A 22,052-nucleotide genomic window follows, 5' to 3' on the forward strand; every position below is an offset into this window, starting at 1 on the left:
TAAATCGTTCCCTTTTTTTGGATAGATCTCTTTGAAAGACAATTGCACATATTTTAAGAAGAAAAATAAATCCGTACCTTTGCAGCTCATTAAAACGAGCAAAATGCAAGACGGAATATATGCTAAATTCAACACTTCAAAAGGTGAGATTTTAGTGAAATTAACACACGACAAAACCCCAGGGACTGTGGGTAATTTTGTGGCTTTGGCCGAAGGTAATATGGAGAATAGTGTAAAACCACAGGGCACTCCATATTATGATGGAATATCTTTTCACAGGGTAATTCCAGATTTTATGATCCAAGGAGGTTGTCCTTTAGGTAAAGGTACAGGTGATGGAGGATATAAGTTTGATGATGAATTCCATGTAGATCTTAAGCATGATGGTCCTGGAGTTTTATCTATGGCTAATGCGGGTCCTGGAACCAATGGGACACAATTTTTCATTACGCATATAGCAACTCCATGGTTAGATAATAAGCACACTGTATTTGGCTATGTGGAAGAGGGTCAGGATATTGTTGATGCTATTTCTCAAGGGGACAAAATTAAGACATTGGGAATTGTACGTGTAGGAAAAGAGGCCGAGGAATGGAACGCGGTAGAAGCTTTCCGCACGTTTGAAGGTTCAAGAGAAAAGAAGTTGGCAGCAGAAAAGGCAAAGCAAGCAGCAGAATTGGATAAGGTGGCTGCAGGATTTGATGAAACAGCATCTGGTCTAAGATATAAGATCATCCAAAAAGGAAATGGCGTTATGGCCAAAAAAGGGCAAATTGTATCCGTTCATTACGAAGGAGCTTTGATCAATGGAACTGTTTTTGATTCTTCATACAAGAGAAATCAACCTATAGATTTTGAATTAGGTGTAGGACAAGTAATTCCGGGATGGGATGAAGGTGTTAGCTTATTAAAAGTAGGTGATAAAGCTAGGTTTGTTATACCATCCAACTTAGCGTATGGAAGCGCTGGGGCAGGTGGCGTTATACCTGGAGATGCAACTTTAGTTTTTGATGTGGAGTTGATGAAAATTAAATAACGACTCTTTGTATCAGTATCCTATTTGTTTATATAGGATGTTGATTTATGAGGTAATTTAATAGTAAAAGGGAGGCCAGTATGTTGGTGTCCCTTTTATATTTTATTTGAGGTACGATTAACACTGATGACCAATAACAAGATATTTATTACTAAGAGTAACGTGATTGTGCTAAAAAACAAAGTCATTACTAGAAATTTTTATGGTCTTGGTAATGCCGGTTTCTAATGTAACAGCTGAAAGAAGAAAAACCCTACTTCCTTTTATTTTTTTGTTTTTGCATTGTTCACGCTTATTATTAATAATAAGGCATTAATAGCTAGTAATGAAAGTAGGATACCGAAGAATGTACTCATATAAGGTTGTTTGTTATTTGGGGGAAGTTATTTTTCTTTAAGATGTGATAAAGATAAATAGGTTGCGTCTCAAAACATAGAATTTTTACTTTTTTTTATGTAAAAATTCATAATTTTATAGGTAAGTAGTTCTATTTCAGATATTTAATTATTTAGAAAATAATCATTATATCTTATGGATGTTGTATAAATCATCCATAAGATAATGTGCAAGATGAATAATAAGGGGTGTAGGGTAGAATCTGAATATGAAAAAGCCTATCAATTTACATCAATAGGCTTTTAGTTTTTCAATAAAAAGTTAAAGAGTAAGTATTAAATTACTTTTACATTTACTGCGTTCAATCCTTTTTTACCTTGTTCCAATTCGAATTCTACTTCATCTCCTTCGCGAATCTCATCAATCAATCCTGAAATGTGTACAAAGTGTTCCTTGTTTGATCCTTCTTCAACGATAAATCCAAATCCTTTAGAGTCGTTAAAAAATTTTACTGTTCCTTTATTCATTACTAAAAATTAAAAAATTATATGTAACGCAAATATAGGATAAAATATGTTAAATAGCTTGTTATTGAGGTGTTTATCTTTGAATTGTTTTAGAAGACGTCAATTTTATACGAATATAATCTATGATAAATTGGCTCTATCCCTTGTAAATAATAGAAGGAACTTCAATTCACTTATAATTTAAATTAGTTGCTTTTTTTAGAGTACAGATATAGATTTTCTACTTTTTCCCTAGCCCATGGAGTCTTTCTTAAAAACGTAAGGCTAGATTTTATGGAAGGATCGTTTGTGAAACATTTAATTGGTATCCTCTTCCCTAGATCAAACCATCCATATTCTGCTACCAAATGATCCAAAATGTCCACTAATTTTATTCCATGAAGCGGATTATTAGTTTGATCATTTTCTGTCCTGCGTTCGTTTTTATACTCTTCCTCTTCCATGTTCTAAAGTAATTATCCTTTATCAAATTGGCGTTCCAAATTTAAAATTTCTTTAACCGCTACTTTATAGGCTGAAACATCCTTAGCCTTTTTAATTTTCTTATATACCTTTTGAGGATTTGAAAAAGATTGACTGAAATATTCCCAAAAACCAAGCATTTTCATTCGTATTGGAGTTGGACCTGACAACGCTAGGTCATATGCCGAGAAAATAGTTTCGTGGAATTCACTAAAAATACCCCATCTATCATCAGGATAGAGGGTACTATTGTTTTTTATCATTTGTGGTAAAAAAGGATCCGCAATTAATCCTCTCCCGATCATCCAATGATCTATCATTGGAAACCTTTCCTGCATTTCCTTAAAGACGGAGACCGAGGTTATATCCCCATTGTAATATATTTTATGATGACTTAGGTCCAAACAACGCTGGAAGGCATTTAGATCTACCCCTCCTTTGTAAAGCTGTTTTCCTATACGTGCATGAATAGCAATGTTTTTTAAGGGATACCTATCCAACATGGGGAGCGCCTTTAAAATTTCATCACTGTTTTCATAACCCATTCGCATTTTCATAGAAACAATAATATCTGTTTCTGAATGAACCCTATCTAGGATAGCATTTATTTTTTCAACATCACTTATTAAACCAGAACCCATTCCTCTTTTGGTGACCATAGGATAGGGGCAGCCCAAATTCCAGTTCAATTCCTTATACCCCAATTCCTGAACGTATTTCACCACAAAAAGGAATTCATCCACATCATTTGTCATTATTTGTGGTATAACCTCTAAGGTGGTATTGTTCTCCAATTGCAGGTCCCGCTGATATGATGATTTTATGAGTAATTTTCCATCCAATCGGATGTAGGGGGCATAAAAAGTGTCAACACCACCAAAATAGTGGTTAAAAGCATTTCGAAATTTGAAGTCCGTAAAGCCTTGTAGTGGGGAAGAAAGAAGTGTGCAGCTCATATATGATTACCAACTGCAAATATATTTATTTTTTTTGCTAAAAAGTTCTTACTTCGGTATGGTCCTCAAGAAATACCTCTTTATGATTAACCCACTTTTAATGGGGGAGCAACAATTTCCATAGTATTGTCCTTAAATATCTGGCTCATTCCAGACTTGCTAGGCTCATGGTCCAATGCAGCAAGGGCAACAAAAAATTGCTCCATCTTGCCTGCAGGTTGGAAGATGACCGTCATTTTTCCCTTTGTGGATATTTGGGTCACTGCATGAGGCACTTTTTCTGGTAGGAAAATACTATCACCAGTACTTAATTCAAATTCATCATCGCCCACTTTAAACCTATAAGAATCCTCAATTACACGTAACATTTCATTTTGGCAGTGATGAACATGTAAAGGGGTGCCCATTCCTTGGGAAATAGAAGTTTGTTCAAATACGGCAAGTCCAACATCAGTATCACTACCAGATACTTTTAGATCAAGAATGTTTTTATTTACTCCTTTTAATTTAATGTGGCCATGAATTCTACCTTTACCAGATTTTATTTTACAACCTTTGCCATCGGTTATATAATAAGGTTGCTTTTTGGCGTAGGATAATAAAGGAGTGGCTGCCAAAATCATCACGATCGAAATAAAGTTATTTCTTTTCATAGATGTCAGTATATGGGCATAATTACCTAAGCTAAAGGTAATTAATTTCTAAATCTGAAAGGTATATATGTGTTAATTATTAATTCTAATTAGGTATTTTACAACCATTTATGTTGGACTTCTTATTGGATTAGAATCACTACTATTTTGATTGATCAGGTACGAAAAAAACCTCCCAATCTAAAAGGATTAGGAGGTTAAACAGGTGTTTAAAAGTATTTTTAACTAGCAAGTAAGTCAGATAAAACAGGCTTGAAGCTTTTAAATGTTAGGCTGTGGGGTCATCCTTAAATAAGGTTTTACTTCTTGAACACCTTTTGGAAACATTTTCACAGCGTCGGCTGTAGAAATTGACGGACTAACCACCACATCTTCCCCTTGCTCCCAATTTGCAGGTGTTGCCACTTTATGATATGCTGTCAACTGTAAGGAGTCTATAACTCGTAAAAGTTCATGAAAGTTTCTCCCAGTAGATGCTGGGTAGGTAATCATTAGTTTTACTGTTTTATCTGGTGCGATTATATAAACCGATCTAACCGTTAAATTGTTATCCGCATTTGGATGAATCATATCATACAAATGGGAAACCTTTTTGTCCTCATCAGCTATGATGGGAAAGTTAACGGTGGTATTTTGTACTTCATTAATATCTTTAATCCATTCGGCATGGGATGCAGTGCCATCCACACTCAAAGCTAACATTTTTACGTTGCGCTTGTCAAATTCGCCTTTAAACTTGGAGGCCGTGCCTAGTTCCGTGGTACAAACAGGAGTGAAGTCTGCTGGATGAGAGAAGAGGATGCCCCATCCGTCCCCTAAATAGTCATATAAATTTATCATTCCGTGAGAACTGTCCGCTGTAAAATCCGGTGCAATATCTCCTAGTCGTATAGTCGCCATAGTGATGGTTTTTAAATTATTAATATCCTATAAAAATAGTAGATTAATGTTTAATCGAATCATATCTGGGGTTAAATTAAAACAGTATTCAAATTCACCGTCAAATAAATATGCTTTCAATGACACTGACTTAGTATTAGTTTTTTATTTTTAAGCTATGGAAGAATTAGACATGGAACAATTGCGGTACCCTATTGGGCATATGGCTTTGCCCAATAGTATTACACAGGAACAGATTAATGAGTGGATATTAGTACTAGAAGGCGTACCACAACGCTTAGAACATTTGGTCTTGGACCTTTCAGAGCAACAATTGGAAACACCTTATCGCCCAGGGGGATGGACTGTGCGACAATTGATACATCATATTGCGGACAGCCATCATCATAGTTATACGCGTTTTAAATGGGCGTTAACCGAGGATCGACCTTTGATCAAAGCCTATGCAGAAAAAGATTGGTCCATACTTTTTGATGCACAGTCAGGGCCTATAGGTCTGTCTTTAGATTATATAAAAGCACTGCATGGCAAATTGGTTTACATGCTCAAGGGCTTAGATTCTGAAGCGATGGATAAAGTGTACATTCATCCCGATGGTAATTTGTCTGTTACAGTAGCTCAAACTATTGGAAAGTATGCTTGGCATGGTAGCCATCATATAGCACATATAGAAAACCTATTGAAACGAAAAGGTTGGATATAGAGAATCGGGCTTAAGCCTTATACGCGTATATACTAAGATTTCCATTTGATATTGCACCCCATACTTGGTTTTTGAAGAGATGAAATTTCTTTACCTTCCAATAATTGGTCCATGGCATCTTGAAGGTCCTTTCCGGTTACTGGGATCCCATTACCTGGACGGGAATTATCTAATTGACCTCTATAGGCCAGAGTCAATTTTTTATCGAACAAAAAGAAATCTGGGGTGCATGCTGCTTGGTACACTTTTGCAACCTCTTGTGTCTCATCATAAAGGTAGGGAAAGGAGAACGCATATCTTTCTGCAAACTTTGTCATAAGCTTAGGTGCGTCTTGTGGGTAGTTTACTACATCATTACTGGATATGGCTATGGTCTTAATTCCCTTTTTTTTATATTTCTTAGCTATTTGGGTGACTTTTTCAATGACATGGATAACAAATGGACAGTGATTGCAGATAAATATAATTAATGTACCTTTTTCGCTTCTTAAATTGGAAAGCTCCATTTTTTGATGGGAAATGGTATCAAAAAGTGAAAAGGCAGTAGCTGGCGTACCCAAGGGCAACATAGTACTTGGTGTATTGGACATTTGTGTGTTTTAAAATTAGTTTACCTCTACAGTATAAAATTACGAGAAAACTGGTTTGTATCCAATTTGGAGTAGGATTATATTTTTTTTTCTTGTAAAGAAAGTCTTCTAAGAAATATTGGTTTTTATCTAAACAAGTAGTAATTTATAGTATCTCTAAAATGCCATGTTATGGATAGATCATATACATCGATTTCTGCAGCTATTACTGCTTTACAGCAAGAAGGTTATACAGAGAGTTTTAATCAGAGTGATGTGGGTATAGAGAATAAGAAAAAGATTTACCCTGCCTAGGATTTGAACGTGATTGCCTATTATCGTTTTGAAGGGGCAAGCAACCCTGATGATAATGTGGTGCTCTATGTTATTGAAACTTCCCGTGGCGAAAAAGGTCTGCTTTTGGATGCCTACGGGCCTATTCCGGTAATGTTTCAGATGAGATGATGCAAAAATTAAAAATAAAAGGATGAACGAAACCCTTACCTGGCCCGAATTCACTAAAGTGGATATGAGGGTAGGAACTATTTTAGAAGTATATGATTTTCCGGAGGCAAGAAAACCGGCCTATCAATTGCATATTGATTTTGGGAAGGAGCTTGGTGTTAAAAAGACCTCTGCCCAAATTACCAAACGATACCAAAAGGGTGATCTCTTAGGGCGTCAAATTATTGCAGTGGTAAATTTCCCCAAAAAACAGATTGCTAATTTCATGAGTGAATGTTTGATATTGGGTGCTGCAGAAGGAGAAGACGTTATTTTATTAAAACCTGACAGTGGGGTCCCGAACGGACTTAAGGTGTCGTAATAAAAAAAGCATCCACCAAGAGTAAATGCCTTTGGTGGATGCTATCTGATTTGTATTTAGGCTTTGCTACATGCTTTGTCCGAAGAAAATGGCATTCATTAGTAACTTATTGGTTCCATACCAAAATGCTCTAAAATTGGTGTTGTCCGTTAAAACAATGACCCTTCCTTGGCCCATTCTGTTCACCTGAAAGGGAACACTATTTTTAAGAAGCTTCAAATTTTCTTCAGAAATATAGCCGCTCAGTAAGGGGGTATTTGTGTATTGGATGGGATTGTTGTAGCTCTCCTTTGCAGGTTCTATATATACATTGGTATCCCTAAACATGGGTAATGTGTTGTTCTTATACCCAAAATTGATAGGGTGGGAGCGGTCCAATTTTGCTTCAAAAATTGCCCCACCAGTTTCTTGTGCCCCAAAGAATTTTTCTTTTTGTTCAAAGGATATGTTTTTGGCCAACAAAGAATCTTTCTTAAGGGTTAATTTGATGAGTTCATTTTTGTTAAACCATTCTACAGAATTTTTATAGCCAATAGCAGTACCGCCATTTTTTACCCATTCCTTTATTTTTTCTGCAATTTTTTTGTCTAAACTTCCACGTGCGCTCGGTACAATAATAGCGGTATATCTGCTCAGATCTACTCTAGAGAAATATTCTGTATCTATCTTGGTGATTTTCATGTCATAGCGCTGATCAAACAAATGCCATATTTCCCCAGCATCGTAAGGCGAAATCCCATCACCGACTAGGATAGCCACTTCTTGCTTCTTAATAGGATCAAAGTCGTTACTTCCCAAATCAATACCCTTTGTAAGTCCTGTGCCCACACCGGTTATTTTAAGTCTACTTTCTTGGGCGACTTCGTTCAAAAAGTCATAAAGGGCTTTTGCGTCCAATTCTTGATTTTGAACAGGTACCATAATCGTCCCGTAGTCATATTGCTTGCCTTCAACACTAAAAGGAGCTTTTGCTACCTTTGCTCTAATACCCTTATTTAAAATGGTGTTCAGTGCCTTCGGAGTATAATACTCGTTCCACTCGAATAGGTAGGCATAGTTGCTCATGGCATCTGCACCACCGGCTAAAGGGTTAAAATCAGTGATCTCAGGACCGGCATTAGTTAGTGAACTTAATTCAGAATAATCTACATTGAATGCCATTGGAAACGTCCATCCTGAAATGTCATAGAATAGACTATCCGTGAAACTCGTGCGTTTTTCGAACATAGCCTGAATTAGTCTATTGTTCTTTTGGTCCATAGGAATAACATAACTGTTCCCTTTTTTGTAAGAAATACCATTGATGGTTGCATCATTGGAAAGCTCATGGAATTTTATTTTCTGTCTCTTAAGAATTTCTGCTAGGTGCCAGGCTTTGTTAGCATCCTTGCTGTCGCCAAAAACAATGGCTTTAGTTTTGCTTTTCGCAGCATTAGCCCTTGTATCCTTATAAAAATCCCTTTGATAAGATAGAATTTTGGTTCGCATATTTTTAGCTGCTTCTATAGTGGAAAGGGCTGTAGTAAACTGATTTCGGATAGTAAAGGGAAAAGTCAGTAGACCATTATCGCTTTCTTGGATATGTCCTCTAGAGCTCCCTTGTTCAAATAATATTCCAATACTTCCTTGAACATCAGGGTAGGTAGATCCTTTACCATAATAGTAATCGTCGTAATTTTCTTCTGAATAGTAGAAAGAACCTATTTTATCCAATGCTTTCGCGTGATATGTTCCTATCTCTGCGGTAAGCTCTTGATTAATCTTTGGGGTTAATGGGTGTACACGTGTAGGTTCTCCTGGTTGAAAGAAGAAAGAAGAGTTAGTGCCCATTTCATGGTGGTCTGTAAGGATGTTAGGCATCCATTTGTGAAATGATTCTATGCGTGCGCGACTTTCTGGAAGTTGTACAGGCAACCAGTCTCTGTTCATATCAAACCAGTAGTGGTTTGTTCGCCCACCAGGCCATACTTCGTGATATTCCCTTTCGTTCCCATCGGGATTTAAGTTCTTACTCTTATTGGTATTGGCCCAATAGGCAAAACGCTGTAATCCGTCAGGATTAAAGGAAGGATCCATCAGTATTATTTCTTGATCTAATAATTCTTCGATAGCTGGTCCTTGTGCAGCGGCTAAATAATAGGCATAGGCTAGTCCGGCATTTGCCCCACTAGGCTCATTACCGTGGATAGAGAATCCTTGATATACTACAATGGGCATATTGTCCAAAGCGGCAGTATTTCCGTTATTATCTGTTAGTGCAATATGCGACTGCCTGATCTGTTCTAAATTAGCGTGATTTTTTGGAGAGGTAACAGTCAGTAATAATATAGGTCTTCCCTCATAGGTTTCTCCTCTATTTTCAATGGTGATACGATCACTGGCCTTTGCCAATGTTTGCATATAAAACATTAGCTTATCGTGGGTCACATGCCATTCCCCAACTTCATGGCCTATCACATCTGAAGGTTTTGGAATGTTGGGGTCGTAGGTTATGTTCTGTGGTAAATAGTAGTTTAAGTCTAGGGTTTCTTGAGCAGATGTAACTTGAATAATGGCTACGAATAGCAAGAGTAGTAGTTTTTTCATTTTAAGGTTTTGAATTAGTCAATTGTTAAAAATAAAAAACGGTCCTTAGAAATAGGGACCGTTAAGTTTTATTTAAGAAAAAAAGTAGTTATATGTCATCAAAATCCACATCGGTAAAATTATCCAATGGGGTTTCTACGTTATCCGTGTCCTGTTCTTCTTTTTTGAAATCCTTTTGATGTCTTTCAGAAATTACTTCAAGTCCTTTTTCATCCACAATGTACGCCATCATTTCATCTAAGATTTCTTTAAAAGCAGTAAAATCCTCTTTGTATAAGTAAATTTTGTGCTTTTTATAATGGAACGATCCATCGTCATGCGTAAATTTCTTACTCTCCGTAACAGTTAAATAATAATCTCCTGCCTTAGTACTTCTAACATCGAAAAAATAAGTTCTTCTGCCTGCTCTTAAAACTTTGGAATATATTTCTTCTTGATCCATTAAATCCTTTTCGCTCATTTCTTGTAGTGTCTAGTTACTCAATAACTTATTAGTCCATCAAAAATGGAAAAAAAAAGCAACACTAACAACATTTTTCTAGTTTTCTTTCTCGGATAGTTGATTGTGGTATAGCTCTTTGTAATACCCTTCTTTATTTATCAAAATATCATGTGTGCCCTCCTGTAATATCTTTCCTTCATCTAAGACAATGATTTTGTTTGCATTCTTAGCTGAGGATACTCTGTGGCTTACAATGATGGTTGTTCTATTGTGGGAGGCTTTTTTAAGGTTGTTCAAAATTTCTTCTTCTGTTTCTGTGTCCACAGCAGATAGGCAGTCATCAAACAAATAAATTTGTGGATCTTTCAATAAGGCGCGTGCTATAGATACCCTTTGTTTTTGTCCTCCACTCAAAGTAATGCCTCGTTCTCCAAGAACGGTATCATAGGTTTTGGAGAAGCCCATAATATTTTTGTGTACTACAGAATTTTTCGCCACTTGTATTATTTCTTCATCAGTGGCATCTTCCTTCCCAAACTTAATATTGTTTTTAATCGTATCTGAAAATAAGAAGGCGTCTTGAGGCACTGCACCAATGGATTTACGAAGGCTATTAAGGTTCAAATTTGTTATAGGAACATCATCTATCAAAATTTCTCCTGAGCTAACATCATTTAATCTTGCGATTAGATCTAAAATGGTAGATTTTCCAGATCCTGTTTTTCCAATGATAGCTACAGTTTCACCATTATTAATGGTAAAGGAAATATTTTTTAAAGCAGTGATATTGGTGTCATCGTAGGTAAAGGTAACGTCTTTGAAGGTTATTTTCCCTTGGATAGGGGTTTCCTCCTCCATTTCGTTTCTTATTTCTGGTTGAACTTTTAAGAATTCGTTAATCCTTTCTTGGGAAGCTTCGGCACTCTGCACAATGGAGGTTAGCCATCCAACTACTGCTACAGGCCAGGTCAGCATGTTCACATATATGATAAACTCAGCTATGATCCCCATGGATTCGATTTCACCGTTAATGTATTGTTGGCCCCCTATGTAAATCACAAAAATATTACTGATCCCAATAAGTAAAATCATTAATGGGAAAAACCATGCATTCACTTTTGCTAAGTCCATGCTTTTGTCCTTTCCTTCGTTTGCCAAACCTTCTAATTCTTTACTAACTTGCGGTTCCAAACCGTATGCTTTGATTACTGTAATCCCAGAGAAAGACTCTTGGGTGAAGGTGGATAAGGTGGACAAATATTGTTGTACTATGGTGCTTTTCTTATGGATGATCTTACTGATGTTATAGATAAGGATAGATAAGATGGGCAAGGGTAATAAGGTATAAAAAGCTAGGGTAGGTGCTTTTATGAACATAATAGGTAATAAACATGCAAATAGGGTTAGTGTCTGAATACCATACATAATGGCCGGTCCTGCATACATCCTTACCTGTGTAACATCTTCACTGATACGGCTCATTAAATCGCCCGTTCTATTTTTTTTATAGAAGCTAAGATTTAAATATTGATAGTGGTCGTAAACTTCATTTTTCAGGTCATATTCAATATACCTAGAAATGTTAATAATAGTCTGTCGCATTAAAAAGGTAAAAAAGCCGGAAAGCAGTGCAGCACCTATAATGATTAGAATGTATTGCAACAACTCTCCTTTCACCGCTTCCAAATTATTATGATCTCCGGTAAAGTAATCTTCCATGGCCTTGATGGATTTATTCACATAAGGAGGCATTACCAATGAAAAAATACGGGCAATGATCGTAATAATGACTCCCATGACTAGTTTGCCCCAATATTTTTTAAAATACTTATTAATATATTTTAGTTCTTTCATGTAGTTGGCCTTTGTAATAGACTATGTTTTGGTCACAGTTTGCAAAGATAGGTGTTTGGTGTAAAACCAAATGTTATAAAACTGATAAGATAAAGCAGTTTCGTCTAGGTGTAAATGGAAATATAACACTATTTTTGCGCCTTAAAAGTTTAATTAATCTTAGCTAAAGTTCTTTAAAAATGCTTACAAGAAGGCATATCAGGGTTAAAGTGATGCAAGGTATCTATGCCTTGACACAATCGCATAGTGATTCATTAGAAAAACAGGAAAAGTTTTTAAAAGTGAGTATTGAGAATATGTATTCCCTTTACCTGTTGTCTTTGGGCCTTCTAGTAGAGGTTCAGCAGATGGCAAAGGAGCAAGTGAAATTATCCTCTAAAAAATATTTGGCCAATGCTACCGATGTATTTCCCAATAAGGAAAAGTTCGTAAATAATGAATTGATGCTTCAATTGGCAAACAACGCTCCTTTAAAAGAGGAATTGGAGCGAAGAAAACTCAATAATTGGTATTTAAACGAAGAGTACGTTAAGATTATCTATCGAGAAATTGTCGCAAGCGAATCCTACCAAAAATATATGTCCGTTGCGTCTACATCTTATCAAGCGGACAAAGAACTAGTCATTGATCTTTTTAGGAATGTAATAGCTCCCAATGAAAAAATATATGATCACTTTGAAGACGATAAGCTTACCTGGGTAGATGATATCCCTATCGTAAATACATTTATTTTGAAGCAGTTAAAGAAGGTGACGGCGGATAAGCCCAATTCATATTTCTTGCCTCAATTGGTGCAGGATGAAGATGATCTTGATTTCGCAAAGAAATTATTGGTTAAGACTTTGTTGAACAATGAAGTATTGGTAAAGGAAATTGAAGGTAAAACTCCAAATTGGGATAAAGATCGTATTGCCGATGTGGATGCCATTCTTTTAAAAATGGCTATTTGTGAGTTGTTACACTTCCCTTCCATTCCGGAAAGAGTGACCATTAATGAGTACTTGGAGATAGCCAAAGAGTACTCTACACCAAAGAGTAGTATTTTTATCAATGGAATATTAGATAATCTTGTAAAAGACTATAAGGCCGATGGAAAACTTAAAAAAGTCGGTAGAGGTTTGTTATAAAAGAATATTCCTTAATTTTGAATCATTAAACAACAAAAACAATTTATTAAAATGAAAAGAACAGTCCTTACCTTAAGCTTAGTCTCCGCACTAGCTTTATTTTCTTGCAAAGAAAAAGCGTCCACTAAAATAAATGCTGAAAATGTAGAAGTTGCAGCAGAGAGAGATACAGCGGCAAAAAGCCTACCTGTGATTAGTTTTGATAAATCTGAGCATGATTTTGGTGCAATAGAACAAGGTACTCCTCAAGAGACTATTTTTACGTTTACCAATACTGGAGATGCACCATTGATTATCACAGATGCAAAAAGTAGCTGTGGATGTACAGTTCCAGAATTTCCAAAAAACACACCTATAGCTCCAGGTGAAACTGGACAAATGTTAGTAAAGTTTAACGGTTCTGGTCAAAACCAAGTAACCAAGACCATTACAGTTACTGCGAACACTGCCAAAGGATCTGAGATCTTGAGAATACAGGCATTCGTAAATCCAAAAGGAGCTCCTGGAGCTGCAATTCCATTAAAGAAATAATTTAAAATATGTTAGAACAATATCCATTTCTTCCTCTTATATTAATTTTTGTAGTCGCCTATTTTTTTATGATACGGCCTCAAATGAAAAGACAAAAAGATGAGAAGAAATTTGCAGAACAATTAAAAAAAGGAGATAAAGTAATTACCAAAAGTGGTATGCACGGAAAGATTATGGAATTGAATGATAATGATTTTTCATGTATTTTAGAAACCATGGCTGGTAAGATCAAATTTGACCGTTCTTCCATTTCAATGGAGATGAGTAAAAAGTTAAATGCTCCGGAACCAGAGAAAAAGATAGACAAAAAGATAGAGAAAAAGATAGAGAAAAAGTAAGTTTACATTCTCACTAATTACGTAAAAAACACCGAAGGATATCCTTCGGTGTTTTTTTTATGTGATGCCCTACCTACTTTCTATAAATATCATGGAGTCCAATGCTTTGTAAAATTAGTTCTATGCTTTTTTCTAGCCTCGAGAGTTTAGTTTTTCTAGTTGGACAGTGGAAATATATTCGTAATATTCTTTTTGTTTGTATGGGGTTAAAAGTTTGAATTGTTTTTTTGCTTCAAGATTACCCATCAAGGCTTCTTTGAGCCATTCTGGCATTTTTAATTCAGCAACTTTTTGTTCAGATAGGACCTTGCCTGTTTTTCGGTTGCCAATCGCTTCCTCCATATAAGATAGCACTTGTCCTTTATCTATCTCTTCTATAGTATTGAATTTCCAATGTCTCATAGCTTTCGTTTTTCCTTCCTGGGCATTTTCCAGGACTCCTTTTGGATCTTTAAGATATACCCCATTAAAAAACCAGATTCCAAAATGTTCCTTAAAGGCCATAATTCCAAGTACATTTTTGTTTTTGATCGTGTAAACAGGAGCTCCCCATTTTAAAGTTTCAATCAGGTCCGTTTGTTTGGCCAAACTTCGCAATAGGACAATGCCTTCTTTGAAAGGTTGCTTTTTATTGTAGAACACTTCAATTTTTCGAAGATCATCCATTTCAACTGTTTTTTGTAGCGTTCAATTCGCATATTTTAACAATAACCTCTATCGCTTTTTGCATGCTTTCCACAGGCACGTATTCATATTTTCCATGAAAATTATGCCCACCAGCAAATATATTGGGGCAAGGAAGTCCCATGTAGCTTAATTGGGAACCATCTGTCCCCCCTCGTATGGGTTTTATTATTGGTGCAATACCAACCGAAAGCATGGCTTCTTTTGCTAATTCCACAATATGTAAAACGGGCTCTACTTTTTCCTTCATATTGTAATATTGATCGTTTATTTCCAAGGATAGGCAGTCACTATAAAGGGTATTTAATTTTGATGCGATGGCCTGAAGATCAGATTTGCGTTTTTCAAAAAGTTTTCTGTCGTGATCCCTAATAATTAACTCAAGGGTTGTTGATTCTATTTCTCCATGTATATGGTGAACATGGAAAAAACCTTCCCTACCTGTTGTTTTTTGGGGAACTTCTTCAGTGGGTAATAGACTTATAAATTCATGGGCAATCAAAATGGCGTTCACCATTTTTCCTTTGGCATAACCAGGATGTACACTTTTTCCTTGGATAGTGATTTTAGCTTCTGCAGCATTGAAATTTTCGTATTCTAATTCCCCAATTTGGCTTCCGTCCATGGTATAGGCCCAATCCGCACCAAATTCGGCAACATCAAACTTATGAGCACCTCGGCCTATCTCCTCGTCAGGAGTAAAACCAACCCTTATCTTGCCATGTTTTATCTCAGGGTGGTTGATGAGGTATTCCATTGCCGTAACAATTTCTGTTACTCCTGCCTTATCATCTGCTCCCAAAAGGGTAGTGCCATCGGTAGTGATAAGGGTTTGTCCTTCATATAACAGCAGATCATCAAAATAGGAAGGAGACAACACAATCCCTTTTTCCTTGTTCAATAGAATGTCTTCGCCGTTGTAATTACGAACAATTTGTGGCTTAACGTTAGTGGCAGTAAAATCTGGAGAAGTATCAAAATGGGAAATAAAACCAATAGTGGGGACTTGTTTTTCAATATTGCTCGGTAAGGTGGCCATGATATATGCATTTTCATCAATGGTAACATTCTCCATCCCGACCTCTTTTAATTCCTCAACCAGCTTTTTGGCTAGATTCCATTGCTTGGAAGTGCTAGGGGTAGCATTGGAAGTTGAGTCGCTCTGGGTGTCTATGGTCACATAACTAATAAATCTGTCAATAATATGCTGCATGGTTTTTTTGTTCAAAAATACAATTTTGTCGGAGTGGAAATGTTGTCCTAACCAATATTAGTCCATAGTCCCCTATTTGGTTCTAGTAGATGTTTAATAAATTATAAACAATCCATCTACTTTAGAATACTGTTTATATCTTAGCAACTCAATTTAATAGTAGTAAAGAAGATGTGTTTAAAAGATTGTAAAATAGTAATCTTACTTTTCTTATTATCTTCTATGGGTATGGCCCAAGAATGTACCTTGGGAATTGGAGGAAAGGACGTGGAGAACATCATACAAGTATTTCAGCTGAATTCGGAGCAGGTGACTTTATTGGATGAGCTGAGGAAGGCCTTAGATGCGGAGACCACTCCTTTAGAGGAACAGGCAAAGGAATTGTTGGATACCCATCCGCAGAGCACGCCAGAGGAATTAACTGAACTAGCCGCAAAATTTAAGGTCTTGGAACGTAAAATAGTTCAAATTTCAAGATCGTATGATCAAAAGCTTTTAGCCCTTTTTAATCAGAAGCAATTCCAAAGGTATGTTGAATTGTGTGCTGAAGTTGCTAGGACTCCTTTGAAAATTGAAGCTGTCCCTGAATAACTTTTAGCACGTTGTTAATAAATTGGTGCTGATATCACTTACTACAAGTTATGAGTTCGTATTTTTGTTGAAATTTTCAAGGAATTCATGTACAAAATCATCCTAAGACCCTTATTTTTTCTGTTTGATCCTGAAATGGTCCATCATTTTTCATTCACAATGATCAAGTTATTTTCCAAACTTGGTTTTTCGGGATTGTTCAGATCACTTTATGTTTTGGAAGATCCAAGATTGGAGCGCGAAGTTTTTGGATTAAAGTTTAAAAATCCAGTGGGATTAGCAGCAGGATTTGATAAGAATGCCGTGCTCTACAATGAGTTGGCAAATTTTGGATTTGGTTTTGTAGAGATTGGCACACTAACCCCCAAACCACAAGATGGAAATCCTAAGAAAAGGCTCTTTCGTCTCAAGGAGGATAAGGCAATTATAAATAGAATGGGCTTTAACAACCTAGGCGTATTCGGTGCCGTTGAACAGTTAAAGAAAAAGCATAAGGTCCTTATTGGCGGGAATATTGGAAAAAATAAGATCACCTCAAATAAAGATGCGGTTAAGGATTATTTGATTTGTTTTGATGCTCTTTTCGACCATGTAGATTATTTTGTGGCAAATGTAAGCTCCCCAAATACTCCCGGGTTAAGGGAATTGCAAGATAAAGAGCCATTAACAGCTCTGCTTAAAGAATTGAAGAAGGAAAACACCAAACTAGCCTCTAAAAAGGAAGTAAAGGAAAGACCAATCCTTTTAAAAATAGCACCAGATCTTACGGATAGTCAGTTATTAGATATTATACAGATCGTTGCCGATACCAAAATAGATGGTATCATTGCCACCAATACCACTGTTGATAGGGAAAATTTAAAATCACATCTTACCCTATCAGAAGAAGCGGGAGGATTAAGTGGAAAACCCTTAACCAACAGGAGTACGGAAGTTATCCGATTCCTATCTGAAAAAAGCAATAAAGCCTTTCCAATTATTGGAGTAGGGGGCATACATTCAGGAGAAGACGCCTTAGAAAAACTAGAAGCAGGGGCAGATCTTGTTCAGGTATGGACAGGTTTTGTGTATGAAGGACCCGGTTTAGCAAAGAAAATAAACAAAGCTATTTTAAAGGCACAACTGTAAAGTCTAATGTCCAGTAATCAACCACTAATACATCTCTAAGATGTGGGGTAAGTGCTGTACCAAAGGCCTTATGGTCGGGATGAGGAAGATAAATGGCACGGTCCTCTTCTGATTTAAAAGTTAAAAAGTAACAGTGGGTAAATCCCTTGTTAAGTCCTTCAGGGCTATTATTCAACCCCCATTCATAGGAATGGATTGCGTTTATTTTGCTAGGGAGGGCGTTAAAAGCGGCTTCAATTTTGGAGATATCGGATTTGGAAGTACCCTTTTTAAATTTAAAAAGCACAACGTGCCTTAAAACACTGTCCTGCGATTGTCTGTGGTTTATTTCTAAGGATTGACTCATTTTAGTTGGGACGGTAAAGCTAAGTGCTACAATTAGTATTACTGCAATAGGAACAAAATATAGAACTTTCATTTTTTTTGTTCAAGATAGAAAAATTACAAGTACTATGTTACATAATTTGTATTTTGGAATGTATAAAATAAACTATTGAACTACGATATTATATATGCCTTTACCTTGGCAACAGCCGCTTTAGCAGTTTTACCTGGCCCAGATAATATATATGTTTTGATGCAAAGCATCACGCATGGAAAAAAATATGGCTTGGCCACAGTTGCTGGTTTAATGTCTGGTTGTCTGGTGCATACTACCTTATTGGCTTTTGGAGTTTCTGCTATAATCAAAGAAAGTGATGCCATATTTTTCTCCATTAAATTGTTGGGGGCACTTTATTTGTTCTTTTTGGCGTACAAGGTTTTTAATAGTAAACCTGAAATTCAAATTGGGGAATCAGACATTCCAAAAAAGGGTTTACTGCAGTTGTTTAGAAGAGGATTTATCATGAACGTTCTTAATCCTAAGGTTACCATCTTTTTTTTGGCCTTCTTCCCTGGATTTTTATTTAGTAACGAACTTAGTACTGTTGTTCAATTTTATGTATTGGGCTTGCTATTTATATTCGTATCATTTATCATTTTTGGGCTTATTGCCATTCTTTCAGGAACAATTTCAGATTACATTACCAAGCATTCTGGAGTGGGGTGTTTTTTAAAATGGTTGCAGATTATTGTATTTACAGGGATAGGGGTTTATATCTTATTTTCCGATAAATAATAGTAATTTTGAATTTATCATAAATACTATTCATGTCCGAAAAGGTCAAACTCATAGAATGTCCCAGAGATGCTATGCAGGGAATAAAAGCTTTTATCCCTACAGAGCACAAAATTAAGTATTTACAAGCACTGTTGCGTTGCGGTTTTGACACCATTGATTTTGGTAGTTTTGTTTCCCCAAATGCTATCCCGCAAATGGCAGATACTGCAGAAGTTTTAGCTGGATTGGATCTGTCCAGATCGCAAAGCAAGTTGTTGGCTATTGTCGCCAATTTTAGGGGAGCTGAGGATGCGTGTCAGCATGATGCTATAGATTACTTGGGATATCCATTTTCAATCTCCGAAAATTTCCAGATGCGAAATACCCATAAGACCATTGCCGAATCTGTTAGAACACTGGAAGAAATTTTGAGTTTGGCCAAGGCGACTAATAAGGAAGTGGTTACCTATATTTCTATGGGTTTTGGAAATCCTTACGGCGATCCTTGGGATGTTGATATCGTTGGAGAATGGACAGAAATATTGGCAGGTATGGGCGTGAAGATATTATCGCTTTCTGATACGGTTGGTAGTTCAACCCCTGAGGTAATTGACCATTTGTTTTCTAATTTGATCCCCAAATACCCGGAAATTGAATTTGGTGCCCATTTACATACCACCCCTAATAGATGGCACGAAAAAGTAGATGCGGCCTATAAAGCAGGATGTCGCAGGTTCGATGGCGCTATACAAGGCTTTGGTGGATGTCCCATGGCTAAGGATGAGTTGACAGGCAATATGCCTACCGAAAAAATGTTATCCTATTTCACTAAGGAAAAAGTGGATACTAATGTAAATTGGATGACATTTGAAGCTACCTACAACAAGGCTACCGAATTATTCTCTTTATATCATTGATTTTTATTTCATTATGTTTTTTATTTAGATTTAATATAAATAAACTTTTTTTATTCTAAAGTACATATTATATTTGCATTCGCAAATTATGTTTATCCAATCTAAATAAGAATAATTTTATAATGAAAAAATATTTTATCCCTCTGTCTTTTGTAGTTATGGCTTTAATGACTGCATGTAGTTCTGATGAAAACAATGTTATTGACGAAAATTCCACTATCCAAAACCCAACAAGCTATACATTTCAAAGAAATAGTCAAAATACGGTTGATTTTAGTGGCCAGTCTACTAGATTGGTAATGGGAGGAGAGTTAGCATCAGGACTTATTAGTCCTGAAAAAACAGCAGGGGCATTGTTGGCTATGTTCGCTCATGAAGAAGGGGAGAATAATTTTACTCTGGCCTCACTTAATGCTTCCAATAAGAATTTGAGGAGCAAAACGGCGGCATCATTAGATTATTTTTCTACCAATGCTACTAACCAGGCATTGATTCGTGCAGACTTCGAAAATTGGATCAATTTTCAAGTAGATGAGGTGTTTCCAAATTGGAACAGTGCTGCCGCTGCAGGGGTTTCTGGACAACTGGAGGATGGTTCCTCAACCCGTTATGTTAATTCCATGGGATTGGAATACGATCAAATGGTTATTAAAGGTCTTATTGGTGCATTGGTAGTTGACCAAACATTGAACAATTATTTGAGTCCTGCAGTATTGGACGAGGGAGACAATCGTGCCAACAATGATTTGGCCATTACAGTTGAGGGTAAGAGCTATACAGCAATGGAGCATTTTTGGGATGAGGCCTATGGCTATGTTTTTGGACTCAATGCAGATCCTGCTAATCCTAATGCAGATTTAGGAGCGGACAGTTTCTTAAACAAATATATTGGAAGAGTAGAGGGTGATGAGGATTTTGCCGGAATTGCCAATACTATATTTGATGCATTTAAATTGGGTAGGGCTGCTATTGTTGCAGGTGATTACGAATTGCGCAATGCTCAATCAGAAATTATCAAAAAGAAAATTTCAGAAATTGTTGGTATTCGAGCGGTATACTACTTACAGCAATCTAAAGCCTCCTTAATACAGGAGGTTCCTGCCTATGGAACTGCCTTTCATGATCTATCAGAGGGTTATGGATTTATTTATAGTTTACAGTTTACCAAGAACCCTATTAGTGATGCACCTTATTTTTCTAAGGAGGAGGTAGATGTCTTACTTATAGATTTAATAGATGATGGAGCTAATGGACTCTGGGATGTGCAAATAAGCACGTTAGATAATATTTCTGTTGCCATTGCCGATAGATTTGAATTTACTTTGGAACAGGCTGCAGAGTAAATAGGGAACCCAAAAAAAAGGAATAAAAAATATCTTTTTGTTTAAATATAAAAGAGTCCTTTTGTAATTTTGCTTTAATTAGAATAAATAAAAATAAGCTATGAAGAAAGTCGTATTGATTACCTTGTGTGTTGTTCTTTTTTGGGCATGCTCTTCTGATGGTACGGATGACATACAAAAATCTAATCCCACTGAGGTTAGTTTTGATAGAGGGGCCATGCTCTCCAATTGGGCAGATAATATTATTATTCCTTCTTATGAGGCATTTTCGGTAGAAATGACTAACCTTAATGTTGCTTTTGTTCAGTTTAAAGAGGATCGTTCTGCCGCCAATTTAGAGTTCTTCAGGGCTTCTTGGCTAGATACTTATAAAATGTGGCAGCGTGTGTCCATGTTTGAGATAGGGCCAGCAGAAAGCGCAGGGTTACGTTTAAACATGAATATCTATCCTACAAACACCCAGAAAATAGATGATTACCTTGTTTCGGGCAATTATGATCTATCACTTTCTTCGAACAGAGATGCCAAAGGCTTTCCTGCCTTGGATTATTTGATCAATGGTTTAGGAGAAACGGATACCGATATTGTTGCCAGATTTGCAACCTCTGATGAGAATGGACTCTTATCATATACAGAAGCTGTGCTATTGGATATGACAACACTGTCCAATTCTGTGTTAGAAGGTTGGAAAAATGGGTATAGGGACGTTTTTGTTTCCAATGATGGGGCATCATCCACAGCTTCGGTTGACCGTTACGTAAACGATTATATTTTTTATTTCGAGAAGTTTCTTAGAGCCGGTAAAATGGGGATACCACTTGGAGTTTTTTCAGGAAGTACGCTACCTAAAAATTTAGAGGCCTACTATAAAAGTGATGTTTCCAAAGAACTTTTCTTGGAAGGACTAGCGGCAGTGCAGGACTTTTTTAATGGAAAATATTTTGGCTCAACAACCACAGGAGAAAGTTTGGCAAGCTATTTGGATGTTTTAAATTCGGTAAAGGATGGAGAGGATTTGAATGCGGTCATTAATGCCCAGTTTAATATCGCAAGGGAAGCGGTTACTGGTCTTTCTTCATTTAGGATAGAAATTGAGAATAACAACCCTCCAACACTAATGTTAAGTGCTTATGATGAAGTACAAAGGGCTGTGCCTTTATTGAAGGTAGACATGGTTTCTGCCATGAGCATAAGTGTTGATTTTGTAGACGCTGATGGTGATTAGTAG

Annotated in this window: 25 protein-coding genes; 13 read left to right on the forward strand and 12 right to left on the reverse strand. The window is 36.5% G+C overall.

Annotation, left to right across the window (positions count from 1 at the left end; genetic code table 11):
- Positions 1-103: 103 nt before the first annotated feature.
- Entirely contained in the window at positions 104-1,036 is a 933-nt protein-coding gene (locus ABXZ36_RS05560) for a peptidylprolyl isomerase (protein ID WP_354614498.1), read from the forward strand.
- A gap of 671 nt (positions 1,037-1,707) precedes the next feature.
- Here the strand turns inward: ABXZ36_RS05560 and ABXZ36_RS05565 are convergent.
- From ABXZ36_RS05565 to ABXZ36_RS05585, 5 genes are all read right to left on the reverse strand, one after another.
- Positions 1,708-1,899, reverse strand: a complete 192-nt coding sequence (locus ABXZ36_RS05565) for a cold-shock protein (protein WP_062055258.1) — start codon at positions 1,897-1,899, stop codon at positions 1,708-1,710.
- A gap of 185 nt (positions 1,900-2,084) precedes the next feature.
- Positions 2,085-2,342, reverse strand: coding sequence for a VF530 family protein (locus ABXZ36_RS05570; protein WP_354614499.1), 258 nt, complete (start codon positions 2,340-2,342; stop codon positions 2,085-2,087).
- Between the two features lie 12 nt (positions 2,343-2,354).
- A complete protein-coding gene (locus ABXZ36_RS05575) occupies positions 2,355-3,317 on the reverse strand; it encodes a tRNA-dihydrouridine synthase family protein (protein ID WP_354614500.1) in 963 nt (320 codons plus the stop codon).
- Positions 3,318-3,403: 86 nt separating this feature from the next.
- Positions 3,404-3,970, reverse strand: coding sequence for a cupin domain-containing protein (locus ABXZ36_RS05580; RefSeq protein ID WP_354614501.1), 567 nt, complete (start codon positions 3,968-3,970; stop codon positions 3,404-3,406).
- A 261-nt stretch (positions 3,971-4,231) separates the two neighbouring features.
- Entirely contained in the window at positions 4,232-4,870 is a 639-nt protein-coding gene (locus ABXZ36_RS05585; protein WP_354614502.1) for a peroxiredoxin, read from the reverse strand.
- A gap of 157 nt (positions 4,871-5,027) precedes the next feature.
- On the opposite strand from ABXZ36_RS05585, the gene ABXZ36_RS05590 reads away from it, so the two are divergent.
- Positions 5,028-5,573 (forward strand): YfiT family bacillithiol transferase, encoded by a 546-nt coding sequence (locus ABXZ36_RS05590; protein ID WP_354614503.1) that lies wholly within the window; start codon positions 5,028-5,030, stop codon positions 5,571-5,573.
- 32 nt (positions 5,574-5,605) lie between these two features.
- Here ABXZ36_RS05590 and ABXZ36_RS05595 read toward each other — a convergent pair whose 3' ends face one another.
- Complete coding sequence (locus tag ABXZ36_RS05595; protein ID WP_354614504.1) at positions 5,606-6,163, reverse strand: thioredoxin family protein; 558 nt, start codon at positions 6,161-6,163, stop codon at positions 5,606-5,608.
- A gap of 303 nt (positions 6,164-6,466) precedes the next feature.
- On the opposite strand from ABXZ36_RS05595, the gene ABXZ36_RS05600 reads away from it, so the two are divergent.
- Positions 6,467-6,607: a hypothetical protein gene (locus ABXZ36_RS05600; protein ID WP_354614505.1), complete on the forward strand. Its 141-nt coding sequence runs from the start codon at positions 6,467-6,469 to the stop codon at positions 6,605-6,607.
- 22 nt (positions 6,608-6,629) lie between these two features.
- Positions 6,630-6,968 (forward strand): tRNA-binding protein, encoded by a 339-nt coding sequence (locus tag ABXZ36_RS05605; RefSeq protein ID WP_354614506.1) that lies wholly within the window; start codon positions 6,630-6,632, stop codon positions 6,966-6,968.
- A 66-nt stretch (positions 6,969-7,034) separates the two neighbouring features.
- Here ABXZ36_RS05605 and ABXZ36_RS05610 read toward each other — a convergent pair whose 3' ends face one another.
- From ABXZ36_RS05610 to ABXZ36_RS05620, 3 genes are all read right to left on the reverse strand, one after another.
- Positions 7,035-9,554, reverse strand: coding sequence for a M14 family metallopeptidase (locus tag ABXZ36_RS05610; RefSeq protein WP_354614507.1), 2,520 nt, complete (start codon positions 9,552-9,554; stop codon positions 7,035-7,037).
- Between the two features lie 88 nt (positions 9,555-9,642).
- On the reverse strand, positions 9,643-10,014 hold the full coding sequence (locus ABXZ36_RS05615; RefSeq protein WP_354614508.1) for a PUR family DNA/RNA-binding protein: 372 nt from the start codon (positions 10,012-10,014) through the stop codon (positions 9,643-9,645).
- A 78-nt stretch (positions 10,015-10,092) separates the two neighbouring features.
- Positions 10,093-11,850, reverse strand: a complete 1,758-nt coding sequence (locus tag ABXZ36_RS05620; protein WP_354614509.1) for an ABC transporter ATP-binding protein — start codon at positions 11,848-11,850, stop codon at positions 10,093-10,095.
- 179 nt (positions 11,851-12,029) lie between these two features.
- Between ABXZ36_RS05620 and nusB the strand changes: the two genes are divergently transcribed.
- Genes nusB through yajC form a run of 3 tightly spaced genes read left to right on the forward strand, consistent with a single transcriptional unit; the run spans position 12,030 to position 13,846 of the window.
- Positions 12,030-12,977, forward strand: coding sequence for a transcription antitermination factor NusB (gene nusB, locus ABXZ36_RS05625; RefSeq protein ID WP_354614510.1), 948 nt, complete (start codon positions 12,030-12,032; stop codon positions 12,975-12,977).
- Between the two features lie 51 nt (positions 12,978-13,028).
- The gene (locus ABXZ36_RS05630; RefSeq protein WP_354614511.1) at positions 13,029-13,508 is read left to right on the forward strand and encodes a DUF1573 domain-containing protein; all 480 of its coding nucleotides are present in this window, start codon (positions 13,029-13,031) and stop codon (positions 13,506-13,508) included.
- A gap of 8 nt (positions 13,509-13,516) precedes the next feature.
- Positions 13,517-13,846, forward strand: a complete 330-nt coding sequence (gene yajC / locus ABXZ36_RS05635; RefSeq protein ID WP_354614512.1) for a preprotein translocase subunit YajC — start codon at positions 13,517-13,519, stop codon at positions 13,844-13,846.
- A gap of 132 nt (positions 13,847-13,978) precedes the next feature.
- Here yajC and ABXZ36_RS05640 read toward each other — a convergent pair whose 3' ends face one another.
- Both ABXZ36_RS05640 and pepT read right to left on the reverse strand, forming a co-directional pair.
- On the reverse strand, positions 13,979-14,512 hold the full coding sequence (locus tag ABXZ36_RS05640) for a YdeI/OmpD-associated family protein (protein ID WP_354614513.1): 534 nt from the start codon (positions 14,510-14,512) through the stop codon (positions 13,979-13,981).
- Position 14,513: 1 nt separating this feature from the next.
- Complete coding sequence (pepT, locus tag ABXZ36_RS05645; RefSeq protein ID WP_354614718.1) at positions 14,514-15,743, reverse strand: peptidase T; 1,230 nt, start codon at positions 15,741-15,743, stop codon at positions 14,514-14,516.
- 171 nt (positions 15,744-15,914) lie between these two features.
- Here pepT and ABXZ36_RS05650 point away from each other — a divergent pair, with 171 nt between their 5' ends.
- The gene (locus ABXZ36_RS05650; RefSeq protein WP_354614514.1) at positions 15,915-16,334 is read left to right on the forward strand and encodes a hypothetical protein; all 420 of its coding nucleotides are present in this window, start codon (positions 15,915-15,917) and stop codon (positions 16,332-16,334) included.
- Between the two features lie 87 nt (positions 16,335-16,421).
- Positions 16,422-17,462, forward strand: a complete 1,041-nt coding sequence (locus ABXZ36_RS05655; RefSeq protein WP_354614515.1) for a quinone-dependent dihydroorotate dehydrogenase — start codon at positions 16,422-16,424, stop codon at positions 17,460-17,462.
- Here ABXZ36_RS05655 and ABXZ36_RS05660 read toward each other — a convergent pair.
- Positions 17,440-17,880 (reverse strand): Dabb family protein, encoded by a 441-nt coding sequence (locus ABXZ36_RS05660; RefSeq protein ID WP_354614516.1) that lies wholly within the window; start codon positions 17,878-17,880, stop codon positions 17,440-17,442. The two genes, ABXZ36_RS05655 and ABXZ36_RS05660, sit on opposite strands and share 23 nt — an antisense overlap.
- A gap of 75 nt (positions 17,881-17,955) precedes the next feature.
- On the opposite strand from ABXZ36_RS05660, the gene ABXZ36_RS05665 reads away from it, so the two are divergent.
- The 4 genes from ABXZ36_RS05665 to ABXZ36_RS05680 all read left to right on the forward strand — a co-directional run bounded on the left by ABXZ36_RS05665 (position 17,956) and on the right by ABXZ36_RS05680 (position 22,049).
- The gene (locus tag ABXZ36_RS05665) at positions 17,956-18,582 is read left to right on the forward strand and encodes a LysE family translocator (RefSeq protein ID WP_354614518.1); all 627 of its coding nucleotides are present in this window, start codon (positions 17,956-17,958) and stop codon (positions 18,580-18,582) included.
- A gap of 32 nt (positions 18,583-18,614) precedes the next feature.
- Complete coding sequence (locus tag ABXZ36_RS05670; RefSeq protein ID WP_354614519.1) at positions 18,615-19,481, forward strand: hydroxymethylglutaryl-CoA lyase; 867 nt, start codon at positions 18,615-18,617, stop codon at positions 19,479-19,481.
- Positions 19,482-19,603: 122 nt separating this feature from the next.
- Positions 19,604-20,824, forward strand: coding sequence for a DUF4856 domain-containing protein (locus ABXZ36_RS05675; RefSeq protein WP_354614520.1), 1,221 nt, complete (start codon positions 19,604-19,606; stop codon positions 20,822-20,824).
- 100 nt (positions 20,825-20,924) lie between these two features.
- The gene (locus ABXZ36_RS05680; protein ID WP_354614521.1) at positions 20,925-22,049 is read left to right on the forward strand and encodes an imelysin family protein; all 1,125 of its coding nucleotides are present in this window, start codon (positions 20,925-20,927) and stop codon (positions 22,047-22,049) included.
- Positions 22,050-22,052: the final 3 nt, after the last annotated feature.

Source organism: Sediminicola arcticus (assembly GCF_040566695.1).
GTDB lineage: Bacteria > Bacteroidota > Bacteroidia > Flavobacteriales > Flavobacteriaceae > Sediminicola > Sediminicola arcticus.

What these genes read in the sequence shown, in the direction of transcription:
- ABXZ36_RS05560 (WP_354614498.1), top strand. Translation starts at nt 104, where the DNA reads ATGCAAGACGGAATATATGCTAAATTCAACACTTCAAAAGGTGAGATT.
- ABXZ36_RS05565 (WP_062055258.1), bottom strand. Translation starts at nt 1,899, where the DNA reads ATGAATAAAGGAACAGTAAAATTTTTTAACGACTCTAAAGGATTTGGA.
- ABXZ36_RS05570 (WP_354614499.1), bottom strand. Translation starts at nt 2,342, where the DNA reads ATGGAAGAGGAAGAGTATAAAAACGAACGCAGGACAGAAAATGATCAA.
- ABXZ36_RS05575 (WP_354614500.1), bottom strand. Translation starts at nt 3,317, where the DNA reads ATGAGCTGCACACTTCTTTCTTCCCCACTACAAGGCTTTACGGACTTC.
- ABXZ36_RS05580 (WP_354614501.1), bottom strand. Translation starts at nt 3,970, where the DNA reads ATGAAAAGAAATAACTTTATTTCGATCGTGATGATTTTGGCAGCCACT.
- ABXZ36_RS05585 (WP_354614502.1), bottom strand. Translation starts at nt 4,870, where the DNA reads ATGGCGACTATACGACTAGGAGATATTGCACCGGATTTTACAGCGGAC.
- ABXZ36_RS05590 (WP_354614503.1), top strand. Translation starts at nt 5,028, where the DNA reads ATGGAAGAATTAGACATGGAACAATTGCGGTACCCTATTGGGCATATG.
- ABXZ36_RS05595 (WP_354614504.1), bottom strand. Translation starts at nt 6,163, where the DNA reads ATGTCCAATACACCAAGTACTATGTTGCCCTTGGGTACGCCAGCTACT.
- ABXZ36_RS05605 (WP_354614506.1), top strand. Translation starts at nt 6,630, where the DNA reads ATGAACGAAACCCTTACCTGGCCCGAATTCACTAAAGTGGATATGAGG.
- ABXZ36_RS05610 (WP_354614507.1), bottom strand. Translation starts at nt 9,554, where the DNA reads ATGAAAAAACTACTACTCTTGCTATTCGTAGCCATTATTCAAGTTACA.
- ABXZ36_RS05615 (WP_354614508.1), bottom strand. Translation starts at nt 10,014, where the DNA reads ATGAGCGAAAAGGATTTAATGGATCAAGAAGAAATATATTCCAAAGTT.
- ABXZ36_RS05620 (WP_354614509.1), bottom strand. Translation starts at nt 11,850, where the DNA reads ATGAAAGAACTAAAATATATTAATAAGTATTTTAAAAAATATTGGGGC.
- nusB (WP_354614510.1), top strand. Translation starts at nt 12,030, where the DNA reads ATGCTTACAAGAAGGCATATCAGGGTTAAAGTGATGCAAGGTATCTAT.
- ABXZ36_RS05630 (WP_354614511.1), top strand. Translation starts at nt 13,029, where the DNA reads ATGAAAAGAACAGTCCTTACCTTAAGCTTAGTCTCCGCACTAGCTTTA.
- yajC (WP_354614512.1), top strand. Translation starts at nt 13,517, where the DNA reads ATGTTAGAACAATATCCATTTCTTCCTCTTATATTAATTTTTGTAGTC.
- ABXZ36_RS05640 (WP_354614513.1), bottom strand. Translation starts at nt 14,512, where the DNA reads ATGGATGATCTTCGAAAAATTGAAGTGTTCTACAATAAAAAGCAACCT.
- pepT (WP_354614718.1), bottom strand. Translation starts at nt 15,743, where the DNA reads ATGCAGCATATTATTGACAGATTTATTAGTTATGTGACCATAGACACC.
- ABXZ36_RS05650 (WP_354614514.1), top strand. Translation starts at nt 15,915, where the DNA reads ATGTGTTTAAAAGATTGTAAAATAGTAATCTTACTTTTCTTATTATCT.
- ABXZ36_RS05655 (WP_354614515.1), top strand. Translation starts at nt 16,422, where the DNA reads ATGTACAAAATCATCCTAAGACCCTTATTTTTTCTGTTTGATCCTGAA.
- ABXZ36_RS05660 (WP_354614516.1), bottom strand. Translation starts at nt 17,880, where the DNA reads ATGAAAGTTCTATATTTTGTTCCTATTGCAGTAATACTAATTGTAGCA.
- ABXZ36_RS05670 (WP_354614519.1), top strand. Translation starts at nt 18,615, where the DNA reads ATGTCCGAAAAGGTCAAACTCATAGAATGTCCCAGAGATGCTATGCAG.
- ABXZ36_RS05675 (WP_354614520.1), top strand. Translation starts at nt 19,604, where the DNA reads ATGAAAAAATATTTTATCCCTCTGTCTTTTGTAGTTATGGCTTTAATG.
- ABXZ36_RS05680 (WP_354614521.1), top strand. Translation starts at nt 20,925, where the DNA reads ATGAAGAAAGTCGTATTGATTACCTTGTGTGTTGTTCTTTTTTGGGCA.